Source organism: Paracidovorax citrulli, assembly GCF_900100305.1.
Classification (GTDB): domain Bacteria; phylum Pseudomonadota; class Gammaproteobacteria; order Burkholderiales; family Burkholderiaceae_C; genus Paracidovorax; species Paracidovorax citrulli.
Genome location: NZ_FNEY01000026.1, coordinates 39,073 through 50,922, shown reverse-complemented (window position 1 = coordinate 50,922; position 11,850 = coordinate 39,073). Strand labels below are relative to the sequence as shown.

Sequence of the window (11,850 nt, the reverse complement as noted above, 5' to 3'; positions counted from 1 at the left end):
GCCTTGCATCGCCACAGCCGCCGCACGGCCGGGAGCCGCCGATGAGTGCGGCCGCCCAGTTCTCGCAAGGGATGTCGGCGCTCATGCCGCACCTGATGCTCGCCCCCATCATGCTGCCGCTGCTGACCGCGGCGCTCATGCTGCTGCTGCGCGAGGAGCGCCAGCGGCTGAAGCTGGGGATGAACCTGCTGTCCACGTTGGCCAGCCTGTGCATATCGCTCGCGCTGCTGTTCTGGACGCACCTGGGCGGCAAGCCGGCCACGATGGGCGTGTACCTGCCTGGCAACTGGCCCGCGCCTTTCGGCATCGTGCTCGCGCTGGACCGGCTGTCGGCGCTCATGCTCGTGCTCACGAGCTTCGTCGCGCTGTGCTCCATCGTCTTCGCGGCGGCGCGCTGGCACCGTGCCGGCGTGCATTTCCACCCTCTGTTCCAGTTCCAGCTCATGGGCCTGGCCGGGGCCTTCCTGACGGCGGACCTGTTCAACCTGTTCGTGTTCTTCGAGATCATGCTGGCCGCGTCGTACGGGCTGCTGCTGCACGGTTCGGGGCGCCCGCGCGTGCAGGCGGGCCTGCATTACATCGCCATCAATCTGGCGGCATCTTCGCTGTTCCTGATCGGCGTGTCGATGCTCTACGGCATCACGGGCACGCTGAACATGGCGGATCTGGCGCAGACCATTCCCCACGTGGCCGATGCCGACCGGGGCCTGCTGCACGCGGCCGCGGGCATCCTGGCCACGGCCTTCCTCATCAAGGCGGCGGTGTGGCCGCTGAATTTCTGGCTGGCGCCGGCCTACAGCGCGGCCAGCGCTCCTGCCGGGGCGCTGTTCGCGCTGATGACGAAAGTGGGCGTCTATACCATCCTGCGCCTGTGGACGCTGATGTTCGGCGCCGAGGCCGGGCCATCGGCGCTGTTCGGCAGCCTGTGGCTCATAGGCGGCGGGCTCGTGACCATGGCGTTCGGTGCGATCGGCATGCTGGGCTCCCAGCGCATCGGCGTGCTGGCCGGCTATGCGGCCATCCTGTCGTCGGGCACGCTGCTGGCGGCCGCGGGCTTCGGGCAGAACCTGCTGACGGCGGGCCTGCTGTTCTACCTGCCCAGCTCCACGCTGGCCATCAGCGCCCTCTTCCTGCTCACCGACCTGATCGACCGCTGGCGCAACGACGGCTCCACCCTCGCGCCGCACGAACGGGACGATGATGCGCCCTTTCTCACACCCGAGTTGATCCCGGCGCAGCAAATGAACCTGGACGAGCAGGAGATGGTGCTGGTGGGCCGCGTCATCCCGGCGGCAGCGGCCCTCCTCGGCTTGGCTTTCCTGCTGTGCACGCTCGTGATCGCGGGCCTGCCCCCGCTGTCGGGCTTCGTGGGCAAGTTCGCGATGCTCACGGCGCTGCTCAACCCTCTCGGATTGGGCCCGTCGGCCGGCGTCCGGGCATCGGCGGTGGGCTGGGTGCTGTTCGCGATGCTCATCGCCACCGGGCTCATGGCCCTGCTCGCGCTCACCCGCACGGGCATGCGGCATTTCTGGACCACGCACGACCGCCCCGCTCCGCAATTGCGCGTGCTGGAGGGCATTCCCATCGCGTTGCTGCTGGCCTGCTGCGTGGGCCTGACGCTGCAGGCTGGCCGGATGATGGATTTCACGCAGGCGACGGCGAACGCGCTGCACGCGCCGGGCGGCTATATCGATGCCGTGATGTCGGCCCGGCCGAAGCCCGGCCCCGTCACGCCCGAAGGCACGGTCGCCATCGCACGCAGGTTGCCGCCTCCGGCTCCGTTGGCGGGCGTCCCGGCGGCCGACGTCGCTGCGCGGCCTCCGGCCGGAACGAAGGTGATGCCATGATGAAGCGCCTGTTTCCCGCGCCGCTGCTGTCCGTCGCCCTGGCCGGCATGTGGCTGCTGCTCAACCACTCGATGAGCGCAGGCCATCTCATCCTCGCGGCCATCGTGGGCCTGGCGATACCGCTGCTCACGCGCGGCCTTCGGCCGCTGCCGGTGCGCGTGCGCCGTCCCGGCGCGATCTTGCGCCTCGCGCTGTCGGTGATGGTGGACACCTCGCTTTCCAACCTGAACGTGGTGCGCTTCCTGGCGTTCAAATCGCAGCGCCGGCATCCCCCGGGCTTCGTGCAGATCCCGCTGGACCTGCGCGACGCCAACGGCCTGGCGGTGCTGGCGGTGATCGTCTGCATCACGCCCGGCACGTCATGGGCCGAGCTGTCGCTGGACCGCTCCGTGCTGATGCTGCACGTGCTGGAGCTCGACAGCCACGAGGCCGTGATCGGCCACATCAAGCAGCGCTACGAACGCCCCCTGATGGAGATCTTCGAATCATGACGACGACCACCAGCCCCGTGCTTTCCTGGGCCCTGCCCATCGCGCTGGCCATGCTCGCGCTGGGCATCGTGTTCGCGCTGGTGCGCATCCTCAAGGGCCCTTCCGCCCAGGACCGCGTACTGGCGCTGGACTGCATGTACCAGAGCGGCATGCTGGTCATGCTGGTGCTGGGCATCTACCACGGCAGCACCAACTACTTCGAGGCGGCGCTGCTCATCGCCCTGCTGGGGTTCGCGAGTTCCACCGCGATGGCGAAATTCCTGCTGCGCGGCGAGGTGATCGAATGACGGCCGCCCTGCCGCTGTGGGCCGAGATCGCCGTGGCCGTGCTGGTCGTGGCGGGCGCGGCCATCGCGATGCTGGGCTCGCTGGGCCTGCTACGGCTCAAGACATATTTCGAGCGTGTGCATGCCCCGTCGATCATCGCCACCATGGGTTGCTGGTGCATCATGCACGGCACGCTGCTCTATTTCTCGGTCGCGGGACACGGGCTGGCGCTGCATCCGCTGCTCATCGCGCTGTTCGTCGCGGTGACGGTGCCGGTGACCAACATCTTCCTCATGCGTGCCGCCCTGTTCCGTGCCCGGCGGGCGGGCCGCGACGTGCCGCCCAGCCTCAGCCGCCGGACGGACGAAACCTCGCAGCGCGACTCCTGACGGCCGGGGGGCTGCGCCCCTCGAGGGTCCCGCCCGCCGCGGCGTCCGGACCCGTCAGGTCGTGCCGCCGAACCCGCCGCCGCCGGGAGTGTGGATCTCGAACACGTCGTCCGGCTGCATTTCCACTTGGCCGATGTGGGCCAGCGCTTCCATGCGGCCGTCCGCCCGCACGACCCGGTTCACGCCCGGCTGGCCGGCCGTGCCGCCGGCCATGCCGAAGGCACCGGCCCGCCGGCCGTTGGAGAGGATGCTGGCCGTCATCGGCTGCAGGAAGCGGATGCGGCGCACGCCGCCGTCGCCGCCGCGCCAGCGTCCGGCGCCGCCAGAGCCGGGCCGCAGCGCGAAGCTCTCCAGCCGCACGGGAAATCGGAATTCCAGCACTTCCGGATCGGTGAGCCGCGAATTGGTCATGTGGGTCTGCACCACGCTGGTTCCATGGAAGCCGCCCGACAGCGCTCCGGAGCTATCGAAGAGCCCGCCCGCGCCGCTGCCGCCCGCGACGGTTTCGTAATACTGGAACCGCTCGTTGCCGAAAGTGAAATTGTTCATGGTGCACTGGCTGCCCGCCGAGATGCCCAGGGCGCCCAGCAGGGCATTGGTGACGCAGGTGGAGGTTTCCACGTTGCCGGCCACCACCGAGGCCGGCGGCAGCGGGTTCAGCATGGAGCCCGGCGGGATGATGACCTGCAGCGGCTTGAGGCACCCTGCGTTCAGGGGAATGTCGTCGTCCACCAGGCAGCGGAAGACGTACAGCACCGCCGCCATGCACACCGCGGTGGGCGCGTTGAAATTGTTCGGCTGCTGGGGCGAGGTGCCGGTGAAGTCGATCACCGCGCTGCGTCGCGCCGCATCGATGCGCACCGCGACCTGGATGCGCGCGCCGTTGTCGAGGGGCAGTGCGTAGGCACCCTCTGGAAGGCGTGCGGCCAGCCGTGCGATGGCCCGGCGCACCGACTCCTCGGCGTTGTCCTGCACATGGCCCATGTAGGCCTGCACGACGGGCAGGCCGAACTGCGCGGCCATCCTGCGCAGTTCCTGCGCGCCTTTCTCGTTGGCCGCGATCTGCGCCTTCAGGTCGGCGAGGTTCTGCTGCGGGTTGCGGGCGGGATATTCGCCGCCGGACAGCAGTGCGAGCATCTCGGCCTCGCGCAGCACGCCGTCTTCCACCAGCTTGACGTTGTCGATCTGCACGCCCTCTTCTTCGATGCGCGTGGAAAAAGGCGGCATCGAGCCCGGGGTGACTCCGCCCACGTCCGCATGGTGGCCCCGGCTGCCCACGTAGAAGGACGGGCGGGCAGCCTCAGTGCCCTCGCGTTCCTCCAGGTACACGGGCGTGATGACCGTGATGTCCGGCAGGTGGGTGCCGCCATGGTAGGGGTCGTTCAGCACATACACGTCGCCGGGCCGCATGCGGCCGGCGTTGCGTGCGATCACCGTCCGGATGCTCTCGCCCATGCTGCCCAGATGCACGGGCATGTGCGGGGCGTTGGCGATGAGGTGGCCTTCGGCATCGAAGAGCGCACAGGAGAAGTCCAGACGCTCCTTGATATTGACCGAATGGGCCGTGTTCTGCAGTTGCAGCCCCATCTGCTCGGCGATGTTCATGAACAGGTTTTTGAAGACTTCCAGCATCACCGGGTCCACCGTGGTGCCCACCGCATGGCGCTGCGCGCGGGGGGCGCGGCGCTCGAGCACGAGATGGTCCCGCGCGGTGAGGCGGGCCTCCCAGCCGGGTTCCACGACGGTCGTGGAGGTGCGCTCCGCGATGATGGCCGGACCCTGCAGCACGTCGCCCGGGCGCAAGTCGTCGCGCACGACCAGCGCCGCCTCGTGCCAGCGCGTATCGCCGTCCACGCCCTCGGTATAGACGCGCACCGTGCTCCGGCGCGGCACCTCGCGTGGCGGATGGAGCACATGCAGGCTCTCGGACGGCGCTTGGCCCGGCGCGATGGCTTCCACCGAGACGGCCTCCACCACCATCGCCCGGCCCGCCATGAGGAAGGCGAAACGCTGGCGGTAGGCGGCCTCGAACGCGGCCCGGACCTCCGCCGGCGTGCCGAAGGGGACTGGCAGCGCGGTGTCCGATCCCGCATAGCGCACGTGCGCCCTGCGCAGTACCGAGACCTCGCCCGCTGCTGTTTGCAGCCCCTGGGCGCGCAGTTCCTCCCGGGCGCGGGCGGCCAGCAATGCCAATGCGGCCTCCACCGCCGGCCATTCCTGCGGATCCAGCGGCACTTCCAGCGCCTGCTCGCGGATCACGCTCTGGTCCGCCAGGCCCATGCCGTAGGCCGAGAGCACGCCGGCCAGCGGATGCACGAAGACGCGCTGCATGCCCAGCGCATCCGCCACCAGGCAGGCGTGCTGCCCTCCGGCCCCGCCGAAGCACTGCAGCGTGTACGAGGTGATGTCGTAGCCGCGCGCGACCGAGATTTTCTTGATGGCATTGGCCATCTGCTGTACGGCGATGCGGATGAAGCCGTGCGCCACGTCCTCGGGCGGCCGGCCGGTGCGGGCGGCCCACTCGCCAAAGCGCTCGCGCACCACGTCCGCGTCGAGCGCGGCGTCGCCGGACGGACCGAACACCCGGGGGAAGTGCGCGGGCTGGATCTTGCCCACCATGACGTTGGCATCGGTCATGGCCAGCGGGCCCCCGCGCCGGTAGCAAGCCGGGCCGGGGTGGGCGCCAGCGCTCTCCGGCCCCACGCGGAAACGCGCACCGTCGTATTCCAGCAGGGAACCGCCGCCCGAGGCCACGGTATGGATGCCCATCATGGGCGCGCGCATGCGCACGCCGGCCACCTGCGTCTCGAACTCGCGCTCGAACTCTCCCGCGAAATGGCTCACGTCGGTGGAAGTGCCCCCCATGTCGAACCCGATGACCCGGTCGAAGCCTGCCGCCACGGCCGTGCGAGCCATGCCCACGATGCCGCCCGCCGGGCCCGAGAGGATGGCGTCCTTGCCCTGGAAGCGCCGCGCATCCGCCAACCCGCCGGACGACTGCATGAAGTAAAGGGGCACGCCCGGCATTTCGGCCGCGACCTGCTCCACATAGCGCCGCAGGATGGGCGAAAGGTAGGCGTCCACCACGGTAGTGTCGCCGCGGCTGACGAACTTCATCAGCGGGCTCGTGCCATGCGAAGTGCTCACCTGCGTGAATCCTGCTTCGCGCGCCAGCCGTGCCGCGGCGGCCTCGTGCGCGGTGAAGCGCCATCCGTGCATGAACACGATGGCCACGCTGCGCAGCCCCGCGTCGTACGCCGCCCAGAGGCGCTCGCGCAGGTGCGCCTCGTCCAGCGGCTGCTCGACCTCGCCGTGCGCGCCCACGCGCTCCTGGGCCTCGATGACACGGCTGTAGAGCAGCTCGGGCAGCACGATGTGCCGGTCGAACAGGCGCGGCCGGTGCTGGTGCGCGATGCGCAGCGCGTCCCGGAAGCCGCGCGTGGTCACCAGCAGCGTGGGCTCTCCCTTGCGCTCCAGCAGCGCGTTGGTGGCCACCGTGGTGCCCATCTTCACGCATTTCACCCGGTCGGGGGTGACGGGCGCGCCGGGCGGCAGCCCGAGCAGGTGGCGGATGCCCGCCACGGCCGCATCGCGGTAGTGCTCCGGGTTTTCCGACAGCAGCTTGTGCGTGGCCAGCGCGCCGTCGGGCCCGCGCCCGACGATGTCGGTGAAGGTGCCTCCGCGGTCCACCCAGAACTGCCAGCTGTTTCCTGCCATGTTGTTTCCTCGTCCAGAAATTGCGGTCGGCGCCCGCCACGCAGGCGCGGCTGTCCGCCCGGTTTCCATAATGTAGGGGTGGCCGGCCGCGCGCGCCCCTGGAGTTTTTGCGGGGATCGTGCCCGGCTGCGCCCGCCGCCTGCCGACGACCACGCCATGACCACATCGCCCGACCGCCCTCTCGTGCCATCCACCCTGCTCGATGCCATCGAACCCCGCACGCTCGACGACTGGCTCGCGCGCTTCGCCACGCCCGAATGGCGGGGGCGGTTCATCGAAGGCTGGCTGTTCGAGGGCGCCCCGGAGCGCCGCGCGGCCGAGCGGCAACTGGCCGCGGCAGGGGTCCGTGCGCGCCTGCGCAGCGCCTACAAGCCACTCGTCCACTGGTGCATCGAGGAATGGCCCGCCTGCTCCACGGGGGAGCGCCCGGTCACCGCTCTGGTGCGCTATCCCGTTCATCCCGCCGCCAGCCCGCGGCGCTTTCTGCTGGAAGCCTATCCACTCGCGGCGCTGGTGCCGGATTGCGAATTCATCTTCGAGGCCGGGAGCAGCGAGCGGCATTACGAGATCGATCTGGTCTTTCCCGGCGGAGCGCGGCAGTCGCATCGCGTGTTCGCGCCGAACCGGGTCCGGCCGGATGTGACCGGGACCCCCCAACTGTGTCCTTCCGGGTGGCTGCGCGCGGGAACCGCCGACGGCGCCGGCGACCTGCTGGACGCAGCGCAGGACACCGAATTCGAATGCCTGTTCTGGTGCGCGGTGGATGCCGTCCGGTCGCACCCCTGGCCACGGCAGGAGCCCTATTTCGAACGACTGGACCTGCGCGTGGACCTGCCCGGCTACGAATGCCGGCTGGATGTCGGCCACGAGTGCGTCAGCACCTATGAGGCCATGCACGAGGACCTGTACTTCGGGTTGCTCGAGTTCTTCCAGAAGCACTCGGGCCGCCCTCCCGGCGATCGTCGGCTGCAGCCGGGCCAGATCGTGCCCGACGTCCGCCGGGCCGCCCCGGGCACCGCACCACGCGTCCGGGTAGAGCTGCGTGCTTTCGATACCGGCGCGCAGGACGCCGCGGCCTGGGCGGACACGGATGCAGACCAGCCCCTGGAGGCACTCGGCAAGGCGCCATCCGCCGCGCGCATCGCGCTCGAACTGGATCTGCTGGGCGGCGATGCCTTCGTGGCACGCTCCCGGCAGGGACGCTCCATCGGATGGCGCTACCTGCACGGCAGCCGCTTCCCCGTCCTGGTGAGCGGTGGCCAGCATGCCAACGAAACCTCCGGCGTGGTAGGGGCCCTGCGCGCCGGCCATGCCCTGGCCGCGCAGCCGGGCGCGCACTTCGCGCTGCTGCCGCTGAAGAACCCCGACGGCTATGCGCTGCACCGCGAACTGGGCGCCCACCATCCGTGCCACATGCAGCACGCCGCACGCTATACCGCGCTGGGGGACGACCTGGAATACCGGGAAGGCGCACCGCTGTACGAGCGGGAAGCCGTCGAGCAGGCCCTGGCCGTTTCCGGCGCGCAGCTGCACCTCAATCTGCACGGCTATCCCGCCCACGAATGGACGCGTCCGCTCACGGGGTACATCCCCCTCGGTTTCGATCTGTGGACCATTCCCAAGGGATTTTTCCTGATCCTGCGGCACCACCCCGGCTGGGACGGCCGCGCCCGCGAGCTGCTGGAGCGCGTGGCGGCCGAGCTGCGGAATGTACCGGGCCTGCCGGAATTCAATGCGCGCCAGATGGCCCTCTATGAACGCCACGCGGGCCCGCTGACGTTCGAGCAGATCCACGGCACGGCCGTCACCGTATCGGAAACGCCTCACGGCACACCCGTGACGCTCATCACGGAGTTTCCCGACGAAACCGTCCATGGCGAAGCATTCCGCTTCGCGCACGGCGCGCAATGCGCGGCGGTGCTCGCGGCCGAGCGGGCGTGGCAGGACATCATGGCCGGCCGCTGAGGCCCCCCGCCGGCCCGGCAGCGCGCCTGGCACGGGACATGCATAGCACCAGCGCGGAGGTTGGGGCATCGGGGTCGCACCCGGGGTGCCCATCCCCTGCGCCCCGCTTACATTCGATGCGCCCCTGGCGGCCCGTGTCGGCGTTCGCGGTACCGGGCCGCACAGCCCTTCCTGGATGACCTTTCCTTCCGGAGCACCTATGCAGCGCAGAGCCGTTCCCCTCCTCGCCCTCGCCCTGGCCGGCGTCCTTTCCGCAGCGCCGTCCGCCGCGCAGGTCCGCTGGGACCTCGCGGCCGCGTACCCCGCCACCAACTTCCACACCGAGAACCTGATGCAGTTCGCCAAGGATGCGGAAGCCGCGACCGGCGGCAAGCTGCGCATCACGGTGCACGCGAACGCATCGCTCTTCAAGGCCAACGAGATCAAGCGCGCGGTGCAGGGCGGCCAGGCGCCGGCGGGAGAGATCCTGCTGCCCAACTTCGAGAACGAGAACGCCGTCTTCGGCGTGGACGGCATCCCCTTCCTCGCCACCTCGTACACCGATTCCCGGCGGCTGTACGAAGCCCAGAAGCCCGTTCTGGAGCGCCTGCTCGGCGCCCAGGGACTGCGCCTGCTCTATGCGGTGGCGTGGCCACCGCAGGGCATCTACACCAAGAAGGAAATCGGCTCGGTGGCGGACCTGCGCGGCATCAAGTGGCGCGCCTACAGCCCCGCCACCGCCAGGATCGCGGAGCTCATCGGCGCGCAGCCGGTGACCATCCAGGCCGCGGAACTCTCGCAGGCGATGGCGACCGGCGCGGTGGAGTCGATGATGACGTCCGGCTCCACCGGCTACGACAGCAAGCTCTACGAGAGCATCAAGTATTTCTACGACACGCAGGCCTGGCTGCCGAAGAATGCCGTCATCGTGTCGCGCAAGGCCTTCGACGCGCTCGACAAACCCGCGCAGGACGGGTTGCTCAAGGCCGCCGCGGAGGCCGAGACGCGCGGCTGGAAGCTGAGTGCGGACAGGAACGAGTGGTACAAGAAGGCCCTGACCGACAAGGGCATGAAGATCCTGCCGCCGCCGGCCAAGCTCACCGCCGACCTGCGCCAGGTGGGCGACGTGATGCTGGCCGACTGGCTGCGCAAGGCGGGACCGGACGGCGAGGCCATCATCGCGGCCTACCGCAAGTCCGCACCGGTCGCCGCGGCCAAGTGAGGCGGCCGTGCGTCGCTTCCTCGACCGCCTGTACCTCGCGGCAGGCGCCCTGGGCGCCGCCTGCGTCGCGCTGATCTGCGCGCTGATGATCGCCCAGAGCGTCCTGCGCGAGGCCGGGGTGCGCACCGGCGCGCTGAACGACGTGGTCGCCTGGCTCTGCGCGGCGGCCGCCTTCTTCGCCATGGCCCATGCCTTCAAGCACGGCGATTTCGTGCGCGTCACCCTGCTGCTCGAAAGGCTCCCGCCGCGCCCGCGGCGCGCTTTCGAACTGGCGGCGCTCGCCATCGGCACGGTGGCGACGGCCTATCTCGCCTGGTCCGCCTGCCTGTTCACCCATGAGAGCTGGGAGTTCAATGACGTGGCCCAGGGCCTGCTGCCGCTGCCGATGTGGATCCCCCAGCTGAGCTTCGCGATCGGCTCGGTGCTGCTGCTGGTGGCGGTCCTGGACGAATTCCTCATCGTGCTGCGCGGCGGGACGCCGAGCTTCGTGCGCGCGGTCGAGGAGCGCCATGCACGTGGGGACTTCTCCGCCGACATCTGAGGCGCACCGCAGGCGCTTCCTCCCCTCTCCCGCCGCCGTTTCCGAGAATCCAAGCTGCGCCCTGCGCGGCAGAAAGACCAGTGCCATGGACATCCTGATGGTGGGCGGCATCCTGTTGCTGCTGATGATCGTGCTGCTCGCGGGCGGCGTCTGGATCGCGATGACGCTGGCCATCTGCGGCTGGGTCGGGCAGGCCTTCTTCACCAGCACGCAGCCCGGCAAGAACCTGTTCTCCGCCTTCTGGGAGAGCAACGCGAGCTGGGAACTGGCCGCGCTGCCACTTTTCATCTGGATGGGAGAGATCCTGTTCCGCACGCGGCTGAGCGAGGAGATGTTCGAAGGGCTGCGGCCCTGGCTCAACCGGGTGCCGGGCCGGCTGATGCACACCACCATCCTGGGCTGCGGCATCTTCGGCTCGGTGTCGGGCTCCTCGGCCGCCACCTGCGCCACCATCAGCAAGGTCGCCCTGCCGGAACTGCTGCGGCGCGGCTACGACGAGCGCCTGGCGCTCGGCTCGCTGGCCACGGCCGGCACGCTGGGCATCCTCATCCCGCCCTCCATCACCATGGTGGTGTACGCGGTGGCCGCCGATGCCTCCATCATCCGGATCTTCCTGGCGGGCTTCCTGCCGGGGCTGCTGCTCATGCTGCTCTTCTCGGGCTATATCGGCTGGTGGAGCCTGCGGCATCCCGACCGGGTGCCGGCGGCCGACCCGCCCACCACGCTGCGCCAGAAGATAAGGCGGTCGGGCAATCTCATTCCCGTCACGGCGCTGATCGTGTTCATCGTCTGGGTGCTGGTCGCGGGCTACGCCACGGCCACCGAATGCGCGGCCTTCGGCGTGGCGGGATCCCTGGGGCTGGCCCTCTGGAGCCGGTCGCTGACCTGGCGGAATTTTTCCGAAGGACTGATGGGCGCGACACGCACCAGCTGCATGATCATGTTCATCCTCGCGGGCGCGGCCTTCCTCACCAAGACCATGGCCTTCACCGGCATACCGCGCGAGCTGGCCGAATGGGTCGAATCCATGCACCTGCCGCCCTACGCGCTGATCGCGGTGCTGACACTGGTCTATCTGGTGCTGGGCACCGCGCTCGACGGCATCAGCATGATCGTGCTCACCAGCGCGGTGGTACTGCCGATGATCCAGAAAGCCGGCTTCGACCTGGTGTGGTTCGGCATCTTCATCGTGCTGCTGGTGGAGATCGCCGAGGTCACGCCGCCGGTAGGGTTCAACCTCTTCGTGCTGCAGAACATGACGGGCAAGGACAGCAATACCATCGCCCGCGCTGCCATCCCGTTCTTCGTATGCCTGGTGGTTTGCATCGCGCTCATCACCCTCTTCCCGCAGATCGTCACCGTGCTGCCGGACCTGGTGATGGGCAAGGACGGAGGGTGAACCCCGGGCGCGCCCGCGCGTGCTGACATACTCC

At 69.5% G+C, this 11,850-nt stretch carries 9 protein-coding genes; 8 read left to right on the top strand and 1 reads right to left on the bottom strand.

Features of this window, described 5'->3' with window-relative positions; genetic code table 11:
* Positions 1-41: 41 nt before the first annotated feature.
* Genes BLR99_RS16625 through BLR99_RS16610 form a run of 4 tightly spaced genes read left to right on the top strand, consistent with a single transcriptional unit; the run spans position 42 to position 2,993 of the window.
* On the top strand, positions 42-1,847 hold the full coding sequence (locus tag BLR99_RS16625; RefSeq protein WP_011796356.1) for a monovalent cation/H+ antiporter subunit D: 1,806 nt from the start codon (positions 42-44) through the stop codon (positions 1,845-1,847).
* Positions 1,844-2,338, top strand: a complete 495-nt coding sequence (locus BLR99_RS16620) for a Na+/H+ antiporter subunit E (protein ID WP_011796357.1) — start codon at positions 1,844-1,846, stop codon at positions 2,336-2,338. Before BLR99_RS16625 ends, BLR99_RS16620 begins: the two co-directional genes overlap by 4 nt.
* Positions 2,335-2,625, top strand: coding sequence for a K+/H+ antiporter subunit F (locus BLR99_RS16615; RefSeq protein WP_011796358.1), 291 nt, complete (start codon positions 2,335-2,337; stop codon positions 2,623-2,625). Before BLR99_RS16620 ends, BLR99_RS16615 begins: the two co-directional genes overlap by 4 nt.
* Positions 2,622-2,993, top strand: coding sequence for a monovalent cation/H(+) antiporter subunit G (locus tag BLR99_RS16610; protein ID WP_011796359.1), 372 nt, complete (start codon positions 2,622-2,624; stop codon positions 2,991-2,993). Before BLR99_RS16615 ends, BLR99_RS16610 begins: the two co-directional genes overlap by 4 nt.
* Before the next feature lie 54 nt (positions 2,994-3,047).
* On the opposite strand, the gene BLR99_RS16605 is transcribed toward BLR99_RS16610, so the two are convergent.
* Positions 3,048-6,710 (bottom strand): hydantoinase B/oxoprolinase family protein, encoded by a 3,663-nt coding sequence (locus BLR99_RS16605; RefSeq protein WP_011796360.1) that lies wholly within the window; start codon positions 6,708-6,710, stop codon positions 3,048-3,050.
* Positions 6,711-6,866: 156 nt separating this feature from the next.
* Here BLR99_RS16605 and BLR99_RS16600 point away from each other — a divergent pair, with 156 nt between their 5' ends.
* From BLR99_RS16600 to BLR99_RS16585, 4 genes are all read left to right on the top strand, one after another.
* Entirely contained in the window at positions 6,867-8,675 is a 1,809-nt protein-coding gene (locus BLR99_RS16600; RefSeq protein ID WP_011796361.1) for a M14 family metallopeptidase, read from the top strand.
* Between the two features lie 199 nt (positions 8,676-8,874).
* Positions 8,875-9,876 carry a TRAP transporter substrate-binding protein gene (locus BLR99_RS16595; protein WP_017438585.1) on the top strand — a complete coding sequence of 334 codons (1,002 nt, stop codon included), beginning with the start codon at positions 8,875-8,877 and terminating at the stop codon, positions 9,874-9,876.
* Between the two features lie 7 nt (positions 9,877-9,883).
* The gene (locus BLR99_RS16590) at positions 9,884-10,417 is read left to right on the top strand and encodes a TRAP transporter small permease (RefSeq protein WP_011796363.1); all 534 of its coding nucleotides are present in this window, start codon (positions 9,884-9,886) and stop codon (positions 10,415-10,417) included.
* Positions 10,418-10,502: 85 nt separating this feature from the next.
* Entirely contained in the window at positions 10,503-11,816 is a 1,314-nt protein-coding gene (locus BLR99_RS16585; protein ID WP_011796364.1) for a TRAP transporter large permease, read from the top strand.
* The last annotated feature ends 34 nt before the right edge of the window (positions 11,817-11,850 follow it).

Bases quoted from the DNA above. Each gene is read 5' to 3' on its own strand.
- BLR99_RS16625 (WP_011796356.1), top strand. From the start codon at position 42: ATGAGTGCGGCCGCCCAGTTCTCGCAAGGGATGTCGGCGCTCATGCCG.
- BLR99_RS16620 (WP_011796357.1), top strand. From the start codon at position 1,844: ATGATGAAGCGCCTGTTTCCCGCGCCGCTGCTGTCCGTCGCCCTGGCC.
- BLR99_RS16615 (WP_011796358.1), top strand. From the start codon at position 2,335: ATGACGACGACCACCAGCCCCGTGCTTTCCTGGGCCCTGCCCATCGCG.
- BLR99_RS16610 (WP_011796359.1), top strand. From the start codon at position 2,622: ATGACGGCCGCCCTGCCGCTGTGGGCCGAGATCGCCGTGGCCGTGCTG.
- BLR99_RS16605 (WP_011796360.1), bottom strand. From the start codon at position 6,710: ATGGCAGGAAACAGCTGGCAGTTCTGGGTGGACCGCGGAGGCACCTTC.
- BLR99_RS16600 (WP_011796361.1), top strand. From the start codon at position 6,867: ATGACCACATCGCCCGACCGCCCTCTCGTGCCATCCACCCTGCTCGAT.
- BLR99_RS16595 (WP_017438585.1), top strand. From the start codon at position 8,875: ATGCAGCGCAGAGCCGTTCCCCTCCTCGCCCTCGCCCTGGCCGGCGTC.
- BLR99_RS16585 (WP_011796364.1), top strand. From the start codon at position 10,503: ATGGACATCCTGATGGTGGGCGGCATCCTGTTGCTGCTGATGATCGTG.